Here is a 20,156-nt window from a genome sequence, read left to right as displayed (position 1 = left end):
CAGCCTTCTACCTGCGGCGCAGGGGTCGGCGAACACCCTCAGGCACACCTGGCCCGGGCCGTGCGCAGCTTCGAGGGATAGTGGACCCTTTACCCGGTTTTTGGATCTGGTGCATTGTTTGCCTACAGCGGGGGTTAGGCGATTTGTGCCTCCAGCGTCACGATGATCCCCCACTTGCGATGCGAGTCAAACGGTACAGGCAGGCTTGTCTTGGATGCGGGTGGTACGCATGAGCGGTCCTATCCCGGAACACCGGGATAGGACCGCTCACTCCTTGCCTCAGCGACCAGTCAACAGCCGCCGTGGCGCAGCGTCATCAGAGCTCGTCACGTCGACTCCTCACTGCGACAAGCACACCACCGGCCAACGCCAGCACCGAGCCGACCACACCGAGCACCAGTACGTTCGAGGCCCCCTGCCAAGCCCCCGTCCTCTTCGTCAAGGCCGGAGCTAACTATCAGGAGAAACTCACACGTTGAACTTGAACTCCACAATGTCACCGTCGGCCATCACGTAGTCCTTGCCCTCCATGCGGACCTTGCCTGCGGCGCGCGCCTCCTGCATGCCCCCGAGCTCAACCAGGTCGTCGTAGGACACAATCTCCGCCTTGATGAAACCGCGCTGGAAGTCCGTGTGGATGACACCGGCCGCCTGGGGAGCGGTGTCGCCACGGTGGATCGTCCACGCGCGAGCCTCCTTCGGACCCGCCGTCAGATAGGTCTGCAGGCCGAGCGTCGCAAAACCGACGCGGGCGAGCTTGTCGAGGCCCGCCTCCGTCTGCCCGGAATCCTCAAGCATTTCGCGGGCATCCTCTTCGTCGAGTTCGACGAGTTCGGACTCGAACTGGGCGTCAAGGAAGATCGCCTCAGCCGGGGCGACGAGGTCGCGCAGCGACTGCTGAAGAGCCTCATCCTCCATCCCGGCCTGATCCATGTTGAAGACGAAAATGAAGGGCTTCGTCGTCATGAGCTGGAAGGACTTGAGCGCATCCTGATCGAGGGCGGCGCCAGCAGGTCCCGACAGCAGCTCGCCTTTCTCCAGTAGAGCCAGGGCCTCTTTCGCGGTTTCGAGGACGATCGGCTCGGTCTTCTTGCCTCGGATTTCCTTCTCGAGCCTGGGGATCTGCTTTTCCAAGGTCTGCATGTCCGCGAGGATCAGCTCGGTCTGAATGGTTTCAATATCCGAGGCCGGGTCGACCTTGCCATCGACGTGCACAACATCAGGGTCGGAGAACGCCCTCGTCACTTGGCAGATCGCGTCGGCCTCGCGGATGTTTGCGAGGAACTGATTCCCCAGTCCCTCACCCTCAGACGCGCCTCGCACGATGCCCGCGATATCCACGAAGGACACGGTCGCGGGGATGGTTTTCTCCGAGTGGAACATTTCGGCGAGGACCTTCAGGCGCGGGTCCGGCAGGGGTACGACGCCAACATTCGGTTCGATCGTTGCGAAGGGGTAGTTCGCGGCGAGGACGGTCGCGCGGGTCAGCGCGTTGAACAGGGTCGACTTGCCGACGTTGGGCAGTCCAGCGATTCCAATGGTGAGAGACACGAGCGCCATTCTACAGACGGCGAAGCGAGGCTCGTGGGGTGTGCTTCGTTCTCGCGGAGACGCGGGCGTCTGACCCGTTCTCCACGAGGCGCGGCGACGCCTACTCCAGGTTTCCGGACCAAGGTAGGCGCCGATTCCAGGTTTCCGGACCAACGTACACGCCTACTCCACGTTTCCCCGACCAACGCAAGGGCCTATTCCAGGTTTCCCGGCAGAAACAGGCGTCATACGACAGGAATAGGACGGCAAATCTGGAATCGCGGATGCGAGCAGAGGACGTGAACAGCCGACACGAACCGCAGCTGCCGGCAGAAATCAACAGTCCGGCTCCGCACCGAAGGTCATCCACACCCGGAGCTCCGTCCTCGTTCAGGTGAAGAAGGAATAGGCGATAGTCGCCCCATGAAGATGACGCACTCAGACCTCGTCATGCTCCGAGGGAATCACAAAGGCGCTATCGCTTCACGTGAACTCATCCGAGTGAAGCGCGGAGTCGCCATCGTTGCTCCGAAGCAAAGTGAAGCACTCCCCCGATGGGAGGCCTTCTCCACTGCGGCCGAAGCCAGGATCCTCGCAGTCGCCCGAACAATGCGGCGCGAAGTCGTCTTCACCCGCGAGTCCGCGATGCTGATCCACGGACTGTCCTGCTGGGCTCACAACCCCTGCGTATCGATCCGCGTTGCAGGATCATTCACCCCTTCCTCACTCCCCAGCGTCATCATGAGCACGCATCAGATCCCAGCGGTCCGACTTCGATCAACACACGGCACGTACACAGAAGCCCAGCCACAGCGAATCGGCGGCCTGCTCGTGGATTCACTCGAAGAGACCGCACTGCAGATGGCACTCAAAGCTCGCCCCCTGGACGCAGTCATCGCAGTCTCGGGGATCATCAAGGCATTGAGTCGATTCGACCGCTTTCGCCAGCCTGCATCGCGCCGACGCGAAGAGATCGTGAAGGCAAAGTTGTTGGACGGTCTTCGAGGTCTCGGCTCCATCCCCGGGAAACGACAGGCAGAAGCGGTACTTACCCTGTCCGACGCCGGATGCGAGACCATCGGAGAACAGGCACTTCTCTTCGCACTCGCGACGGTTATGCCCTATGAGATCCACACACAGCATGAGGTCGTCATTCGGGGACACTCGTACTTCCTCGATTTCGCGATCCCCTCGTTGAAAATCGCTTTCGAATTCGACGGCTTCATCAAAATGGGCGAGGACCACGACTCTTTTCAGCGCGCTCACCGCGCGCTCCTGTCACGCCAACGCGAATTGGAAGATGCAGGATGGACGGTCATCCGCGTCGCATGGGAGGAACTCATGGATCCTGCTGCTCTACGAGCCAAGCTTGTTGGCCGAGTCTCCAAATGCACCTCTGCACCAATCGTGTCCCCTGTCCACGGAGAGGCGCTGTGGAACCGACAGCTGATCATTTCCCGCGTCGCGCGTTCACGCACTCGCGCCTAGTCCAGGTTTTCCGACGATCGCAAGGGCCTATTCCAGGTTTCCCGACAGAAACAGGCGTCATACGACAGGAATAGGACGGCAAACCTGGAACCGGAGGGGAGAGCCCGACAAACCTCCCTGAGACACGGGGATACATGTCGTCGAACACGCGCCGGAAGCCAGGGAAACCTCCCTGGCGCACGAGGAACGGATGCCGAGAAGCCCTGGAACTGGAAATGCGTTGAGCACTCATCACCCTCGCGGAGCCGCACGCCACACTCACCACACCACTCATCCCCCCAGCAGCCTCACACCATCTGCCTTCGTCAATTCCAGGTTTCCCGACCAAGGTAGGCGCCGATTCCAGGTTTCCCGGCCGATCCGGGTACCTATTCCAGGTTTCCCGGCAAAAACAAGCGCCATACGGCAGGAATAGGACGGCAAACCTGGAATCGAAGGAGGAAAGCGAGGAAAGACCAATGAGCGAGCCTCGCAAGTCCCTCCGCGGTCACTTAGCCAAACCCCTTGCCTGGTCCTCGGCCCGTCAAACTCCGGTATCCGCACGGTGGGCACGGCGCCTCAGAGGACGCCCAGAGCCCACACTCGAAAGGCGCCAAGCTTTACCCTCAGAGGACGCGCAACCCCGCCCTCGAAAGGCCTCAATCCCTCCCCCTCAGAGGGTCCCGCCCTCGAAAGATCACAGAACCTGCCCTCGTCCCCTTCACCTCGTGTGATTCGGCCCGGTTTTGCGGGGGGCGTGGGGGCGCGCGTCCGTAAGCCCCTTCTCCGCGAGCTCGGCGCGCAGATTGCGCGGAAGGGCAAAAGTGATTGTCTCGTTCTCCGTACGAACAACCTCCACCGTCGGAAAACCACGAGCCTGCAGCCATTCGACGACCTCGCGCACAAGGATCTCCGGAACAGACGCTCCCGAAGTCAAGCCCACGGTCTTCGTGCCCTCGAACCATTCGGGCTCAAGCTCTTCAGCCTTGTCGACACGGTGAGCGCTACCAGCCCCGGCCTCGAGCGCAACCTCCACGAGGCGCACAGAGTTTGAGGAGTTCGCAGAGCCGACGACGACCATGACATCGACCTTCGGTGCGATCGTCTTCACCGCGACCTGGCGGTTCTGGGTCGCGTAGCAGATATCGTCTGAGGGCGGGTCGCTGAGCTTCGGGAAACGTTGACGCAGACGGTTCACGGTTTCACGGGTCTCATCCACGGACAGCGTGGTCTGGGAGATCCACACGACGCGCTCAGGGTCGCGGACCTCGATCGAATCGACTTCGTCAGGAGTGCCGACGACCTGGATGTGGGAGGGCGCTTCACCGTATGTGCCCTCGACCTCTTCGTGGCCTTGGTGGCCGACGAGGATGATGTCGTAGTCGTCCTTCGCGAAACGCACGGCTTCGCGGTGGACCTTCGTCACGAGCGGGCACGTCGCATCGATGGTCGCCAGGTTGCGGGCTTTGGCGGCCTCGTGCACCTGCGGGGAGACGCCATGAGCTGAGAAGACGATTCGCGCGCCCTCGGGCACTTCGTCAGTCTCCTGAACGAAGATCGCACCGCGTTTCGTGAGTGACTCGACGACAAACTTGTTGTGGACGATCTCTTTGCGGACGTACACGGGTGCCCCGTATAGGTCGAGGGCCTTCTCCACGACGTCCACGGCACGATCAACACCGGCGCAGTAGCCGCGGGGTGCGGCCAGGAGGATGCGTCCGCCCTCGCCGCTGACATCAGGCAGGGAAGAGAGAGTGTCGGCGGCGGAAGCTCGCAGGTCCGGAGTCTCGTCAGTCATGCTCACAGATTAGCGGCGTGCGAGCGCCGACGACGAGGCCGGACGCTCCGGGGTGACGAGGGCGACGTTGAAAGCCTGATTGGACGCTTGGCACCCCTCATTGGCACTTCGCAGGTCAGTGAGGCAGGGCACGGTGAATGCGGCGTCTTATCCCCGCTGTGTGCATGTCAACGACGCGCGACACGCGGATTCAGCCGCAAATCCTCTCCCGATTCGCGAGGGGTAACGCCTCAGTTCAGCAGCTCTTCCAGACTGAAGACACCTTTCCCGATTCGCGCAGGACAAGATCTGCGCTGATCTCTGGCCACTGGCCCGTCCATCCTCCCCCATTCGCACGAGGCGACAAGGTGCACCTCGCCGATCCCGCCGCGCATGATCCCCAGCTGACGCCTGTCCTTCCTGAGTCACCAGCCTGGCCTCACCTCGATGAGGAGCAGAGGGCGGACTGTGGCATCCTTGACGGGTGCCGAACACCCCTCCACGCCCACCCGCCGCGAAAGCGGCCGATACGACGCGCGATAATCCGTGGCCGCTGCGCCGCCTGACGGAGAACATCAAGATCTACGTCGACCGCATGTCAACTCTGTGGGTCGAGGGGCAAGTCGTCGAGTATAAGCCGCGCCCCGGCACGAAAATGGCGTTCTTCGTACTGCGCGACATCGAGTCGGATACGTCGATGACGGTGACGGCCTGGCCTTCGTTGATCGACGCCTCAGGACCGGCATTTGTCGAGGGTGCGCGAGTCGTGACCCGCGTCAAGCCCGTGTTCTGGGAGCGTCGCGGCACTTTGAACCTGCGCGCGGAGGAAGTCGTCGTCGAGGGTCTGGGCGATCTGCTCGCCCGAATCGAGATGGTGCGCCGTCGCCTCGCCGAAGAAGGCCTGTTCGCGGGGGAGCGGAAGAAACCCCTCCCCTTCCTTCCTCGCACGATCGGCCTGATCTGCGGGCGCAATGCGAAAGCGAAGGACGATGTCCTCGTCAACGCTCAAGCCCGCTGGCCATCCGCGCGCTTCCAGATCCGCGAAGTCGCCGTCCAAGGGGAGCGTTGCCTTGCTGAAGTGACGAGGGCTCTTAGCGAACTCGACGCGATCGAAGATGTCGAGGTCATCGTCATCGCGCGCGGCGGCGGCTCTGTCGAGGATCTCCTTCCCTTTTCTGAGGAGGCGATGGTCCGCGCAGCCGCCCGCACCTCCACCCCCATTGTTTCCGCGATCGGGCACGAGGGCGATGCTCCCCTCCTCGACTTGGTCGCCGACTATCGTGCTTCAACTCCGACGGACGCGGCCAGGAGAATCGTGCCGGATATCCGTCAAGAATCCGAGGGGGTCATGCAGGCGCTCACTCGGATGCGCGCAGCGATTGGGACGCGTCTTTCGCGCGAAGAGCACGCCCTGCAGATGCTGTTGTCCCGGCCCGTGCTGGCAGGCCCCGGCGCTGTTTTGGATTCGCATCGTGTCCAGTTGGAGCATTCGACGACGCACATGCGTCACGCGATTGAGCGCCGCCTCGCGGCCGAGACGCAGACGCTCACTCAGGCTCGCGCGTCCCTCACAGCCCTGTCACCCCAAGGCACTTTGGATCGCGGCTATGCCATGCTCAAACTCCCTGACGGCAGTCTCGTCCGCGACGCTTCTGAGGTCGCGAAGGGTTCCCTCGTCGAGGGCATCGTCGCCAGGGGTCGGCTGCTCGCCCAGGTTATTGGTTCACGTCCGGCCAGTGGACAGGGCTCAGGAGCTTCGGGGAGTGAGAGCCTTGTCGGCGGAGGTCCTGCTGCTGGAGCATCTGTTGGTGGAGCGTCTACGGGTTGGGGATCTACTGGTTTGGGGTCTGCTGCTTGGGGATCCTCTGCCTCAGGACCCGTTGCTGGGACGTCTGTTGGAAGGCCTCGTGCTAGCGGGGCTTCTGCTGGTTGGGAGCCTATTGGTGGGGCGTCTGTTGGCAGCGCGTTTGTTGACGGAGCGTCTGTTGACGCGGCTCCCCCTGGGGGAGCCTTCGCATTCGATTCATCCCCGGATGAGGCGCCTGTTCTTCCCAGGATTTTCACCGCTGCTCAGCTTCAGAAAATGAAAGAGGCCGAAGCTGCCGCCAAGGTCGGCAAACCGGAGAGATCTGCGGCTCCAAGTGAGCACGCCAAGGCCGGTGAAGCCGACGCGGTCAAGACCGCCAAGGAGGCTGAGGCCACTGAGCCACCCAGCTCTGCCGAACAGACTGTTCTCGCTGCGCAGGCTGAAAGCGTCGAATTGTCTGAAAACCACTCCACTGTGGCCCAAGGTTACGAAATGAAAGAACAGCCTGAAAACACAGAGCAGCCCGATACGACCGAAAAAACTGCAACCACAAAGCAGCCCGATACAGCCGGAAAGCCTGAAACCGGCGAGCAACCCGCCGCGACCGAAGTAGCGGGGACACCCTCGTCCTCGTCCCCTATCGCCCCAAGCATCCAGGAGAACTGACATGCCCGAGAACGAACTCCCCGAGGTCCAGACCCTGGGCTATGAGCAAGCCCGCGATGAGCTCATCGGGATCGTCCGATCCCTCGAATCGGGACAGGCCCCACTCGAGGACACCCTCGCCTTGTGGGAACGGGGCGAGGCCCTCGCCGACAGGTGCCGCGCGATCCTTGACGCAGCTTCGGCACGTCTTTCTCGTGCAGAGGCTCCGACTTCTCACGCGGACGTGCCCCTTTCTCGCGTAGATGCCCCCGCTTCCGATTCGGGCCAACTAGACTGAAGTCCATCGCGACGCATCGGCGCGTCGCCCGAGGAAGGACTCCCATGGACCTCGCGACTGAGCCCCATATCCTTGCCATCGGCGAGGCTCTCATCGACATCGTCACTCCTATCTCCCATCCCGAGGATGCCCGTGAGATCCCGGGTGGCTCCCCCGCCAATGTCGCGATGACTCTTGGCCGACTCGGACGTCCCGCTGTCCTGTCAACATGGTTTGCCGACGACGAACGTGGTCGCCTCATCGAAGAGCACTTCACCGCTTCACGGGTCGTCATCACTCCTGAGTCACACGGCGCCCAGCGCACGACGACCGCAACGGCCATGATCGACGACAAGGGCGCGGCGACTTACACTTTCGATTTCGATTGGAACCCGACACCACCGATCCCGGTGTCTGAAAAGGCTCTGATCGTTCATGCGGGATCGATTTCCGCTGCCGTTGAGCCCGGGGCGAGCGCTGTATTCGAGGCTGTGAAGGACGCACGCCCTCATGCCCTCATCACTTTCGACCCGAACGCGCGCCCGACAGTCATGGGCGATCCAGACAACGCCCTGAAGCTCGTCGAACGCTTCGTCACTGTTTCCGATGTCATCAAGGTGTCGGATGAAGACATCGCGTGGCTGACCGGCGGCGCCGAACTTGAGAGTGTGATTGAGAAGTGGCTCAGCATGGGCCCGCGTCTCATCATCGTGACCCGTGGCAAGAAGGGCGGTCTGGCCGTTTCTGCTTCGGGAATCCGCTACGAGGCGACGCCTGGCGAGGTAAAGGTCGTCGACACGGTCGGCGCTGGAGATTCCTTCATGGGTGGGATCCTCGACGCGATGTGGGGCCTGGGGCTCGCAGGTGCCGAGGGGCGCGGTGCGCTCGAAAACATCGGCCTGGACGCGGTGAAGACGATTCTCGATCATGCTTCTAAGGTGTCGGATGTGACGGTTTCGCGAGCGGGCGCGAACCCGCCGTGGGCCGATGAGCTTGACTGAGCTGCAAGTTCGGTTGGGCTGCAAGCTCAAGTCGGCCGCGAGCTCGAGTGAGCTGCAAGTTCGCTTGGGCCGCAAGTTCGACTGATCAGTGCTCCCGTGGCTGAGCCGGGAGCCTGCAGTGCCCGTGCCTTTGTGGAGGGGTTGACGGTCTGCCCCTGCCTTTGTGGAGGCAATAATGGTCTGCCCTCGCCTGAAGGGAGGGGTTGACGGTCTGCCCTTGCCTGAGTGGAGGCGATAACGACAAGTGGAGGGGCTATAACCCCTCCACACACCGCCAAACCCTCCACACAGGCACCAACGGCGAACCCGAATGCCCCTCCGCTCAGGAACCAACAGCGAACCCGAATGCCCCTCCGCTCAGGAACCAACAGCGAACCCGAATGCCCCTCCGCTCAGGAACCAACAGCGAACCCGCCCCCCACAAGGGAACAACAAGAGGCGAGAAAGAGCTCCTATGACAAGCCGAGGGGAACCCAACACAGGGTTATAGGACAAAATGTGTTGGTCGGGGTTAGTCCCAGGTGTTGGTGTAGGGGGTGGTGTGGTGGAGGTCGTGCCATGCGATGGCGTCGCCCCATCGGGGGATGACACCGTTGGCGGCGTGTTCGTGTGAGCAGTGGTGCCATGCCGCTTCGATCTGGGTGTCGGTTGGCATGGTTTTGAGGATCTGAGCCGCTGACAAGGGATGCTCGGTGTGCATGTAGCACCACCAAAAGACCGCCTTGATCCGTCGGCTCAATCGCATGCCCCGGTGATCGCGCAGCACCTGACGCAAAGGCGCGTTCGTGGCCCCCTCGATCCGGTTGTTCATCGCTGGCATCACCCGCCCCCAGGTTGGGTCCACGAAAGTGAAGAGCACACCTTGACTAGCAAGCCGGTTCAAGCCGTTACGGGCCTTGACGAGGCGGGCGTGCGTGTACTCCCACCCACCGCCAGGCGTGGGAGTTTTCTCGGCGAGGAACGCCTCCCAGCGCACGCACCATGCCTGATACTCGCTCACCCATGCCTCAGCTTGCGCCAGATCGCAGATACGAATGAGCCGCTTGCCCAGGGCGTACAGCTCCTTGGACGCGGGAAGCTTCGGGCGGGTCGTCGTCGCCCGCGTGATCTGCCCGAACACATGGAAGGTGCACCACTGTACCCGCGTCTGCGGCCAGACGTTCTTGCAGGCCTTCTCGAACCCGCTGCCCCCATCGGTGACCACCAGCTCCGGGGGCGCGATCCTGTCCATGAGAGCCGCCCACGCCCGAGAGTTCTCACTGCGCGCCACGTACCAGCCCAGCACGTGCTCCTCACTGCAGGCGATCAACACGACCGCTTTACGGCCCAAGTGAATCCCGTCGACGAACACGACCTCATGAACCTCATCGATGAGCGGCGCCAAGGGCCACACTTCCCACAACCGTTGACACCTGCGCCGAAAGGACCTCCCACCACCAGGCATGTCCGCCTGACGCCAACCACTGAGCAGCCACGCGAGAAACTCCGACAAGTGCTTCGCCGTCGCATCAATTCGCCTCACGTGACTGACCTTGCAGACCGAGCATCGCCACCGTTGAGCACCAAAAGCCCAACGCCCATACCGAATCATCACACGCCCGCACACCGGGCACTTCGGGGTATTCACCCCTCACACGATGAAACACCCAACTTCAACACCAACTTTCCCGCACCACACAGCCGAAAAGTCCCCATCAAACCAACACGTTTTGTCCACCCTTGAAGTTGACCCCAACCAACTTCAACCCAGACTTTCTGACACCACACAGCCGAAAAGTCCCCATCAAACCAACACGTTTTGTCCTTTAACCCCCAACACAAGCCAAAGGGCTCCCAGCACAAGCCGAAGAAGAGCTTCCGCCATGCTTCCACTATGAAGGACAAGGATCGCAGCAAGGACACCCGCTCGATTAAGACGCACTCTCGATAAGGACGCTCTCTCGATTAAGACACCCTCTGGGCTCGGCAGGGAATCCTCAGCGTCCGAGGCGGCGTTCGCGCTGACCGTAGGAACGCATTGCACGCAGAAAATCAACGCGACGGAAATCAGGCCAGTAGGCCTCGCAGAAGTAGAACTCCGAGTGCACGGACTGCCAGATCATGAAGCCCGAGAGACGCTGCTCTCCTGAGGTTCGGATGACGAGGTCAGGGTCAGGTTGGTCCTTCGTGTACAGGTGATCGGTAATGTCTGCGTCGGTGAGGGTGTTCGCAAGTTCTTCGAGGCTGATCCCTTTCGCGGCGGCGTCGGAAATAATCTGACGGACCGCTTCGGTGATCTCGTGCCGTCCTCCATAACCGACGGCGATATTCACCCTCATTGTGTTTCGGCTGGAAGTTGAAGCGACGGCCGATCGGATGCGTTCAGCGATTGCCTCAGGCAGGAGGTCGAGGTCGCCGACGACGGCGAGGCACCATTTCTGCGCGGCGAGGTGGTCAACGGCGTCGGCAATGATCCCGAGGAGTTCATCCAGTTCTTCGGAAGAACGCGAAAGGTTATCGGTCGAGAGCATCCAGAGGGTGACGATCTCGACTCCGACTTCATCCGCCCAACCGAGGAACTCTGAGATTTTATCGGCGCCGGCACGGTGGCCCTGTGAGGCTTGAACTCCGATTGATTTTGCCCAACGCCGGTTCCCGTCGAGGATGACTCCGATGTGGCGGGGGATGGAACCCTTCGCAAGTTCTCCGCGCAGGCGCTTCTCGTAGAGGTCGTAGGCGAGACTCCACACGGACATTGGGCGCCTCCTTTAATTCGGCTTCCCTTGTGGGGCTGCAATAGTCAGGCGATCTTCTGCTATGCCTGGAAAGCCTAGCGTTATTTTGCCCTCCTGATCAGGCAAACCAGTGTTGAGTCGAGGGCGTTCCTCCTCGCTCGACTACCTTCAGAGGTGAGCAGTGACACTGTCTTGCGAGTGTTTTGCTCTCAGATAAGACCTCGCGCCACAAACTTACGGTGTAGTAACCTACGGGAACGTAAGTTACGTTTTGTTCGATCAGGAGGGCCAATGAGAGTCGCTTCACTCAAGCCGATGTCCTGGTTCCCCAACCAGCTCGTCGCGATCAAGCCCCACCTTCGTGGTTGGCTCCACCTTGTTGCGGCACCGCTTTCCCTGGCAGCATCGATCGTCCTCGTCGTTCTCGCGCCGACAACACCGGAAAAGTGGGCTTCTGCGGTTTATCTCGCCGCGTCTCTCCTCCTCTTCGGAATCTCCGCCCTGTATCACCGTTTCTACTGGAAGCCGAACTGGGAGGTCGTCTGGAGGAGGCTCGATCACTCGAACATCTTCCTGCTCATCGCTGGAACTTATACGCCCCTCACGGTCGCCCTCCTCAACAGCCACGACCAGATCGTGCTCCTTTCAACGGTCTGGACCGGCGCGGCTGCGGGCATTCTTGTCAATCTCTTCTGGCCCAGCGCTCCCCGGTGGCTCTCCACCCTCATTTATGTGGTCCTCGGCTGGACCGCTGTGGCGTATCTGCCTCAGCTTTGGACGGCAGGCGGTGCCGCGGTCATCATCTTGATCGTCGTCGGCGGACTCCTGTATACGCTCGGAGCGCTCGTCTACGGTATGAAGAGGCCCAATCCCTCCCCCAAATGGTTCGGTTTCCACGAGATCTTCCACGCTTTCACGGTCGCCGCGTGGGCGTGCCAGTGCGTCGCCGTTTATCTCGCAGTCCTCGCCTGATCTTTCCGTTCTTCGTTTCGCCGGACTTACTCAGGACGAGGGCGCGCGTATGTTATTCAGGACGAGGGCGGGGCGCATGCCCGCTTGACGCCTGCTTGCTACACTGTCACCAGCGAAACGCCGGCGCCCCTGCGGTGCCGGTCCCTTTTTATCTTGGAGGTACTCATGGCTGATACCCAGTGGCTGACCCAGGCTCAGTACGACCTTCTGAAGGAGGAACTGAGAGAGCGCATTGAGGTCAAGCGTCCTGAGATCGCGAAGCTCATTGACGCAGCTCGTCAAGAAGGAGACCTTCGTGAGAACGGCGGCTACCATGCCGCCCGCAACGAGCAGTCCATGAATGAAACCCGCATTCAAACCCTGCAGGAGATGCTTGAGCATGCCGAGGTCGGCGAAACCCCTGCGGATGACGGCGTCGTCGAGCCCGGAATGGTCGTGACCGCGACTGTTGCGGGACGCGAGCAGACCTTCCTGCTGGGCTCCCGTGACGCCGGTGGTGACCTCGGTGTGCAGGTTTTCTCCACGCAGGCCCCGCTGGGCGCGGCTGTCATTGGTCACCGCCCGGGAGACAAGCTCTCCTACGAGGCGCCGAATGGTCGCGTGATCGAGGTCGAGATCATCGAAGCGAAGCCCTTCGTCGGCTGAGCAAGAGTGTTCGTCACCGAGCGGGCGCGGTCTTCATGAAGAAGGACACAGCCTCGGGTGAGCAAGATCATGTTTCGCTGAATGGGCACAGTCTCGGCTGATCTGGACAGACCCCGCGTTTCATTGAAGGTGCACGGTCTTCATGAAGAAGGGCACAGCCTCGGCTGAATTGAATAAGCTCCGCGCTTCATTGCGGGGGCAGGCGCGCTTCATTGCGTACGTCGCCTCTCGACTGAGAGCGGACATCGCCTCGGTTGAGGGTGCGCAGGGTCTCGGCTGGGCGGAGTTTTCTCTTGGATCATCGGCACTGTTCACAGTCGAGTGATCATGCTCCCCTTACTCAGGGGCCTCTGGTATTCGACTACTCCAGGCCAAGCTCAGCTCGCGCACGGCATTCGTCTTCATTGGACTGAGGCAGGAGGCCGGGATCCACCTTGATCCCGGCCTCCTGCCCATTGTCGAGAATCCATCCCCCACTGGGGCGTTGTTCCTGTCTGTAGGCTCCGGGGCCACGACGCTGTTCCCATCGGCAGACTACTGGCACCACGAAGTTATTCCCATCGGCGCACGATCAGGACCACGGACCTGTTCCCACCGGCGCTCCGTCAGGACCACGGACCTGTTCCCACCGCCGCTCTATCACCAACAAGAACACTCCGATACGCCCACTCAGCTGGGGATGTCCGTCCTTCCCCGTCTTGAGACAGGTACGAGAATCCCTGGATCATTCCAGCTGGAGGTGGCGCAGCCCTGTTCGTCGTGGCGCAGCCCAATTGGTCGTCACCCCCGCCTTCCCCTCGGGTTCCCCGCGTTCCCTTTGGGCTCAGCCGCGTTCCCCCGCGTTCCCCTCGGGTTCCCCCGCGTTCCCCTCGGCTTCACCCCTGATTCATCTCGACTTCCCCCAGGTTCCTCTTGGATTCACCATGCTCTCTTGGACTCAGTCGCTCTCACATCGGTTCCATCCCGCTTGTCCCGCAAAGGGGTGAGCGAGCCCGCTGTGCGCCTCGTAGCGCCCGCTGAAATCCTTCTCACCCCCAGAGGGCCTTTCATACCACTAAGGGTCTGTCATCGCCCAGAGGGTCTTCACTGCCCCTCTCAACGTCTTTCACTCTTCGTGAGCCTCATCCTTGGCTCCGGATTCCGGCTCGACGCTGGGTGCATCTTCTGAGCAGTCTTGCGCGTTCTCGTCCTCGTCCTTGGAGTCGACGGCACTAGCACCTTCGCGGGGATCGACTTTCGTCTTCGAGGCGTAAGAGGCTGCGACCATGTCCTCGAGCATTCCCGGTGGTCCTCCAGGCCGCTTCGGGTCATTCGCGAGAGCGGGCATCGAGTCATACCCATGCAGGTACAAGAAGGTCGCGTTGAGGAAGGCGGCAATTGGGACACCGAAAATCGCCCCAGGAATACCTGCCACCGAGCCAGAAGCCGCGACGACGAGCAGGACCGCAACGGGATGCAGAGAAACCGCGTGGGACATGAGGAGAGGCTGCAAGAGGTTCGACTCGACCTGTTGGACTACGAAGATCACGACCAGCATGATGACGCCCGCCGTGAGCCCCTGGTCTACAAGCGCCACGAGGACCGCGATCGCACCAGACACGAGGGCTCCGACGATCGGCACGAAGGACGCGAAGAACACGACGACAACAATCGGAAGGACCATCGGCAGCCCAAGGAAGAACGCTCCCAGGCCGATGCCGATCGCGTCGATCGCCGCCACTTGGATCTGAGTGCGGACGTAAGAACCGAGAGTCACCCAACCGCGGATCGCGGACTCGTGCAGCGGCTGGCGTGCCGGGGCCGGGAAGAGGCGAACGACCCACAACCAGATTGTCCGTCCTTCTTTCAAGAAGAAGAACAGGCAGAAGAGCATGATGAGGACGCTGGAGAGGACCGAGAAGAGCGAGGAGGTGACCGATAGCGCGGAGGAGGCGAGGAAGGAGGAGTTCGCCTGCGCCCAGTTCGCCAACTCACCTTGGACCTTCTCAATGCCCTGGTTAATCATCGTCGTATCAAGCTTGAGAGGCCCTTCTCCGAGCCAGCGCATAAGCTCGGAAATACCGTCGTTCGCCTTGGTGAACAGGCGCGGGAGCTGACGGAAAATCTCAGAACCGGCCTGCGAGAGGGAGGCAACGACGACCGCGAGCATGACGAGGAGGCCCAGGACCGCCGACAGGGTCCGGGGGAAATTCAGCCGACGGGTGAACCATCCGACGAGAGGTTCAAGAAGGACCGCGAGGAGCAGAGCGATCGCGACCGGCATGATGATGATCGAGAGGTGCATGGCCCCCCACACGATCCCAGCTGCCGCGACCGCAATGACGATCGCCCGCCAGGACAGGGCCGCCGCAACTTTCATCGCCCAGGGGACCGCATCGGCCGCATCGCGGCGCCCGTCCAGCGGGTCGCCTCTGCGAAACTCCATCGGCTCTGTGTCGAAGTCGCTGGCGCGGCTCAGGCGCGGTCCCGCGAACCTCTCAAAGAACTCGGAGATGCTCCTCAACGCGCGAGAACTATCGTCACTCATGCGGTTTTCCTTCCCCTTTCAAACTGAAAACCAGGCTACCCGAGCCCGTGTGCATCTCGCGCCCTAGCCCAGGCGAGCATCTCTACCAGAAGAATCTTTCGCAGCCTGCCGCCTTCCTCTCTTTCTGCGATTCTCAGCTCCGCCCTGTTTCCCCTTGCGAATACGCGTCAGGGCTTTCCCCTCGTGTCCGCCGTTTCCGACGCTCATACGGCGTGCGTCGGCGATGATGGTGCTCTGACCCCAGATATCCGCCGTTGCCCCGGCCTCGCGCTTTCCCTCTTCACCCGTTCCCCCCGGACCTCGCGCCCTCCCTATCTCCTGTTTGTGCGGCGTCGGCTCCCTTCGCTCGGGACGTGCTGGTAGAAGAGGACCGGGGCGATTCGCCGTTTTTGTCCGGCCTCGGCCACCTTCGGGAGGCGCAGGAGAGGCTTTCCCTTTCCCCCTTTTCGCCGAAGTAGCGTCTACGCCCTCGGCGATCCCAAGCTTTTCGAGTCGACGAGGCCGGGCGCAGATGCTTCGATGAGCGCATGAACGCGAAGTTCCGAACGAATGGCTCTTTTTCCTTCCTCTCCACCCCGGCCGCACTCAACGCGCCAATCGATAAGGAACCCGGCGAGGGAGAAGAAGTCATCTACCTAGCCGCCGGATGTTTCTGGGGCGTCGACAAGTCCTTCTGGAGCGCTCCTGGTGTTGTCGCGACGGCGACTGGCTATATGGGCGGCGAGCTCGAGAACCCCTCCTACGAACTCGTGTGCACGAACACGACGGGACATGCTGAGACCCTTCGAGTGGTGTATTCCGTGGAAACAACCTGCGCTGCCGAGATCATTTCCCGTTTCTTCGAGATTCATGATCCGACCCAGGTGAACCGCCAAGGCAATGACATCGGCACTCAATACCGAAGCGCAATCTGGACGACAACGCCCGAACAGCTCGACACCGCGCTGCGGGCTCGCGATGCCTACCAGGAGGAACTCGCTTCCCGTGGCTTTTGTGCGATTGCCACTCAGATCGCCTCGGTTCAGGATGCGGGCCCATTCTGGTATGCGGAGGACTACCACCAGAAATATCTCTTCAAGAATCCGAATGGTTACGAGTGCCATGCGCGAACCGGGGTGCCCTGTCCGATCGTGTGAGACGAGCCTGAAGACCCACATCGACCAAGCATGGCCAGCTAGCCGCGCTCGTATCTTCGAAGGTCGCTTCCCCGGCAGCGTCATTTTCTGATGCCCCTCGGACTTGCCAAAGGATCACCGTGAATATCCGCTCCAGCGCACCGCCGAGAGCCGAGCATGCCGTGAAGGCTGAGCGGAAGACGAGCGTCGGTGCCCTACCGGCAAACTCGGTGTCCTAGCAGCAAACCCGGTGTGCTCCCAGCAAGGCCAATGCTCTAGCTGCAAGCCCGGCGCGCTCCTAGCAAAACCGGTGTGCTACCGGCAAGCAAGGAAATCTCTGTGGACCACCAACAGATGACGAGCGCCCGCCAAACCAGCAACAAACGACGAGCATCCAGCCGACAAGCGACAAAGAACGAGGACGAGCGCGCCAGCGACAAAGAACGAGGGCGACCCCGCAGGGATCGCCCTCGTCATGAGCGCTGTGCTTCTCAGGCAACACCGAGGATGTCGGTGACGAACACAAGAGTGTCCGTACCGCCAATACCCGCCTGCGGCACTCCGCGAGCGCCGTAACCGTACTCCGGCGGGATCGAGAGGAGGACTCGCGAGCCGACGCGCTGGCCGACAAGACCATCATCCCAGCCTCGGATCACCATGCCCACTCCGATCTGGAAGGACAGGGCTTGGCCGCGATCGTAAGAGTTGTCGAAGACTCCTCCGTTGAAGATCTGTCCGAGGTAATGGCAGTGGATTGTGTCGCCCGCTTCGACGACCTGACCGTCGCCCTCGTTGAGGACCTCGACGAGGAGCTCTTCGGAAGGGATGTTCTCGAAGGTGAGGGAGGGCTTGCGACCGAAGTCGCCGGTAACGGTGATGTTCTCCATGGGTGGTCCTTGGCTTGAAACGAATGAGGCGAGAGAAAGGTCCTGCTCAGTTGTTGCGGAAGCGGGCGATGAGCCTGAGGATCTCGAGGTACATCCACACGACGGTCACGAGGATGCCGAAGGCGCAGGCCCACGCGTATTTCGCCGGAACGCCGCGCTCCACGCCGATCTTCGCCTGATCGAAGTCCTGGATGAGGCAGCTTGCGCCGACGAAGACCGCGATCAGACCGACGGCAATACCAAGCGGGATGCCCATGATGGTGATGGAGTCGAAACCACCCGAGGAGAGCACACCGGTGAGGGTGAGCACCATCGAGAGGAGACGGTAGACGAGGATGCTCACAAGTGCGATCAGCGTGAAACGCATGAGCTTCGAAGAGTTCCGGACCTTGCCGGACGCGAAGAGGGCGAGTGTGACACCGAAAACAGCGGCGGTCGCGATGAGGGCTTGAACGACAATGCCCGGGTAGATGAGTTCGAAGACCTGGCTGACCGCGCCGAGGGCGAGGCCCTCGAAGCCTGCATAGGTAAGGACCAGAGCAGGGCGGATCTTCTTCGAGAAGGTGTTCACCATCGCCAGGATAAAGCCGCCGATGAATCCGACGAGGCTCAGCATCGCGCCAAGAGAGGTATCAACCGCCGAGACGCTCCACGAAACGAAGGCGCTGGCGAAAAGCACTCCCATGGAGATCGCCATCTTCATGATGACGTCGTCGTAAGTCATGACGCCGCGGTCAACCGCGTCGGCGGCCGGAGCGCGGTAGGCCTCTTCGAGGGGCCCGCCCGGGTACTGGGGAGCCTGCGCGTTGGGCTGGCCGTAGGGTGCGCCATAGGGGGTTGCGCCCGCCGTCTGCTGCGTTCCCTGGGCTGTGCCGGGCGTCCACTGAGCGCCCCCAGCGTTCGGATACGCGCCGGGCTGGTAGCCCGGCATGCTCGGATAGCCCGCGGGGGTGCGGGACTGCTGTGCCCACTGAGTTTCGAGCTTGTCGAAAACAGGGTTAGACATGCGGCCTCCTGAGTTGAAGTTGTAGCCTCTTTGATTCTCCCACGCCAGATGTTCATCTTCGCGCTGAACTTCCACGCTCTGAGCGAAGAGGAATTGAGAAGGAACACATCGCCTCCCCAGGGGTAGGCCGTTTGCTTTTCCACATGGGCTCGACTCTTTGCTCGGTTCAATGAGTTTCCCGAGGCGCGGGGCGAGACTCTGAATGGGTGGTGTCATGCCAGATACGAGGTCGATACCAATGGCCGGGACACGCGGGGCACATTGGCAAGCACACGCTCGGCCCCAATCGGCGCGCCAAGCACGGCAGAGCAGTCATGCCAAACAGAGCGGTCGTACCCAGTTCAACGCGCCAAGCACGGTAGAACGGGCCCTCGACGCCGAGCCAAACAGAGCTGCCAAGCCTGTCCGAGCTGCCGATTCAGTCCGAGCAGAGCAGGCACACCGAGGCAAGCAGAGCAGTCGCAGCACGCAAAGCCCGGCAGGCGCGTCAAGCCAAGCAGAGCAGGCTCGCCAATACACGCACCGCGGCCGACGCTCAGCGCTTCTTGCGTTTCGCGGCGTCACCTCGAACGTGAACGGAGATGCGCATCTTCAAGGCGATCGCACCGAGGATCGCGGAGGCGAAAGTCCCGATGATGACGCCGAGACGGGCGTGCGCGATCAGGAGCTCGTCAGTGAAAGCTAGGCCGCCGATGAGCATGGCGACCGTGAAACCGATCCCCGCGAGAAGAGCCATCGCCGCAACATCGGACAAGTCGACGCCGTGGGCGAGGCGCAGCCGCGTCCACTTCGTCAAAGCCCACACCGATCCCCAGATTCCGAGGAACTTCCCCAGGGGCAGGGCGAGTGCAATACCGAGGGTGACAGGATCACCGAGCGCGCCGAAAAGGCCTCCCTCGGCTCCTAGGACTGAGACTCCTGCGGCGAAGAAGGCGAAGACCGGCAGAGCCAGGCCCGCCGACCAGGGACCCACCGTATGGGCGAACTCGTGGGTCATCTGCCCTTTTCTCGTGCGCGTCGCCGGGACGATCAGGCCGAGGAGGACTCCCGCGATTGTGGCGTGCACGCCGGAGTTGAGCATGCACGCCCAGGCGATGACTCCGATCGGGATGAGGATCCAAGGGCGACGCATGCCCTCCGAGGTGAGGAGTCCGAAGAGCCCAATGAAGGCGAAAGACGCAAAGAGGGCAATGAAGTTGAGGCCCGAGGAGAAGAAGAAAGCGATGACGAGGATCGCGAGCAAGTCATCGACGACGGCGAGAGTGAGGAGGAAGGTACGCGCGGCCGGTGGCATGCCCTTGCCGAAGATCGAGAGGATCGCAACGGCGAAAGCAATATCGGTCGCTGTGGGGACGGCCCATCCGCTCCACGCCCCTGAACCCGTGGCCGCTTGGAAGGCCGCATAGACGAGGGCGGGGCCGAGCATTCCGAATGCGGCGGCGAGCATCGGCAGTGCCGCTTCTTTCATGTCGCGCAGCGCTCCGGTGACGAACTCGGTTTTCAGTTCGAGACCGACGACGAAGAAGAAGATCGTGAGCAGACCATCAGCGGCCCACTCGTGCACGCTGAGGTTGAGGCCGAGTGCGGAGGGCCCGAAGTGCGCGTGTGACAGCTGCGAGTAGGCGTCGGCTAGGGGCGAGTTCGAGATGATCAGAGCCAAGAGGGCGATGATGATGACGAGCAGCCCGGCTTTCGTCTCGTCTCCCAGGAACTCGAGGACCGCGTCTCGCATGCGAACGAGGGGGGTTCTCATGGGGCGGTGATGCGGCCGTGGGGTCCCGTGGGT

14 protein-coding genes and 1 pseudogene are annotated in these 20,156 nt (G+C 61.8%); 7 read left to right on the top strand and 8 right to left on the bottom strand.

Translation table 11 applies throughout. The features are described 5' to 3' along the window. Positions 1-468 precede the first annotated feature (468 nt). Positions 469-1,551 carry a redox-regulated ATPase YchF gene (gene ychF / locus JFX23_RS01820; RefSeq protein WP_198775466.1) on the bottom strand — a complete coding sequence of 361 codons (1,083 nt, stop codon included), beginning with the start codon at positions 1,549-1,551 and terminating at the stop codon, positions 469-471. 402 nt (positions 1,552-1,953) lie between these two features. Between ychF and JFX23_RS01815 the strand changes: the two genes are divergently transcribed. Then, positions 1,954-3,018 carry an endonuclease domain-containing protein gene (locus JFX23_RS01815; RefSeq protein ID WP_198775465.1) on the top strand — a complete coding sequence of 355 codons (1,065 nt, stop codon included), beginning with the start codon at positions 1,954-1,956 and terminating at the stop codon, positions 3,016-3,018. 700 nt (positions 3,019-3,718) lie between these two features. Here the strand turns inward: JFX23_RS01815 and JFX23_RS01810 are convergent. Continuing rightward, on the bottom strand, positions 3,719-4,795 hold the full coding sequence (locus JFX23_RS01810) for a 4-hydroxy-3-methylbut-2-enyl diphosphate reductase (RefSeq protein ID WP_198775464.1): 1,077 nt from the start codon (positions 4,793-4,795) through the stop codon (positions 3,719-3,721). 463 nt (positions 4,796-5,258) lie between these two features. Between JFX23_RS01810 and xseA the strand changes: the two are divergent. The 3 genes and pseudogenes from xseA to JFX23_RS01795 all read left to right on the top strand — a co-directional run. Continuing rightward, positions 5,259-6,530, top strand: a pseudogene (gene xseA, locus JFX23_RS09290) (exodeoxyribonuclease VII large subunit); the annotation flags it as partial. 718 nt (positions 6,531-7,248) lie between these two features. Beyond that, positions 7,249-7,524, top strand: a complete 276-nt coding sequence (locus JFX23_RS01800) for an exodeoxyribonuclease VII small subunit (protein WP_198775462.1) — start codon at positions 7,249-7,251, stop codon at positions 7,522-7,524. 44 nt (positions 7,525-7,568) lie between these two features. Then, on the top strand, positions 7,569-8,504 hold the full coding sequence (locus JFX23_RS01795; RefSeq protein WP_198775461.1) for a carbohydrate kinase family protein: 936 nt from the start codon (positions 7,569-7,571) through the stop codon (positions 8,502-8,504). A 511-nt stretch (positions 8,505-9,015) separates the two neighbouring features. Here JFX23_RS01795 and JFX23_RS01790 read toward each other — a convergent pair. Both JFX23_RS01790 and JFX23_RS01785 read right to left on the bottom strand, forming a co-directional pair. Continuing rightward, on the bottom strand, positions 9,016-10,131 hold the full coding sequence (locus JFX23_RS01790; protein WP_198775460.1) for an IS1249 family transposase: 1,116 nt from the start codon (positions 10,129-10,131) through the stop codon (positions 9,016-9,018). Between the two features lie 349 nt (positions 10,132-10,480). Next, the gene (locus tag JFX23_RS01785) at positions 10,481-11,239 is read right to left on the bottom strand and encodes an isoprenyl transferase (RefSeq protein WP_005962101.1); all 759 of its coding nucleotides are present in this window, start codon (positions 11,237-11,239) and stop codon (positions 10,481-10,483) included. Positions 11,240-11,509: 270 nt separating this feature from the next. Between JFX23_RS01785 and trhA the strand changes: the two genes are divergently transcribed. Continuing rightward, positions 11,510-12,190 carry a PAQR family membrane homeostasis protein TrhA gene (trhA, locus tag JFX23_RS01780; protein WP_198775459.1) on the top strand — a complete coding sequence of 227 codons (681 nt, stop codon included), beginning with the start codon at positions 11,510-11,512 and terminating at the stop codon, positions 12,188-12,190. A 165-nt stretch (positions 12,191-12,355) separates the two neighbouring features. Beyond that, on the top strand, positions 12,356-12,835 hold the full coding sequence (gene greA, locus JFX23_RS01775; RefSeq protein ID WP_005962103.1) for a transcription elongation factor GreA: 480 nt from the start codon (positions 12,356-12,358) through the stop codon (positions 12,833-12,835). A gap of 1,105 nt (positions 12,836-13,940) precedes the next feature. Here greA and JFX23_RS01770 read toward each other — a convergent pair. Then, the gene (locus JFX23_RS01770; protein WP_198775458.1) at positions 13,941-15,362 is read right to left on the bottom strand and encodes an AI-2E family transporter; all 1,422 of its coding nucleotides are present in this window, start codon (positions 15,360-15,362) and stop codon (positions 13,941-13,943) included. 527 nt (positions 15,363-15,889) lie between these two features. Here JFX23_RS01770 and msrA point away from each other — a divergent pair. Further along, positions 15,890-16,498 carry a peptide-methionine (S)-S-oxide reductase MsrA gene (msrA, locus tag JFX23_RS01765; protein WP_198775457.1) on the top strand — a complete coding sequence of 203 codons (609 nt, stop codon included), beginning with the start codon at positions 15,890-15,892 and terminating at the stop codon, positions 16,496-16,498. Between the two features lie 470 nt (positions 16,499-16,968). Here msrA and JFX23_RS01760 read toward each other — a convergent pair whose 3' ends face one another. The 3 genes from JFX23_RS01760 to nhaA form a co-directional block, all read right to left on the bottom strand. Further along, the gene (locus JFX23_RS01760) at positions 16,969-17,364 is read right to left on the bottom strand and encodes an FKBP-type peptidyl-prolyl cis-trans isomerase (RefSeq protein ID WP_198775456.1); all 396 of its coding nucleotides are present in this window, start codon (positions 17,362-17,364) and stop codon (positions 16,969-16,971) included. Positions 17,365-17,410: 46 nt separating this feature from the next. Then, on the bottom strand, positions 17,411-18,370 hold the full coding sequence (locus JFX23_RS01755; protein WP_198775455.1) for a Bax inhibitor-1/YccA family protein: 960 nt from the start codon (positions 18,368-18,370) through the stop codon (positions 17,411-17,413). A 535-nt stretch (positions 18,371-18,905) separates the two neighbouring features. Next, a complete protein-coding gene (nhaA, locus tag JFX23_RS01750; protein WP_198775454.1) occupies positions 18,906-20,123 on the bottom strand; it encodes a Na+/H+ antiporter NhaA in 1,218 nt (405 codons plus the stop codon). Positions 20,124-20,156 lie beyond the last annotated feature (33 nt).

The organism is Schaalia cardiffensis (assembly GCF_016405145.1).
Taxonomy (GTDB): domain Bacteria; phylum Actinomycetota; class Actinomycetes; order Actinomycetales; family Actinomycetaceae; genus Pauljensenia; species Pauljensenia cardiffensis.
This window is presented reverse-complemented; position numbering and strand designations above follow the sequence as displayed.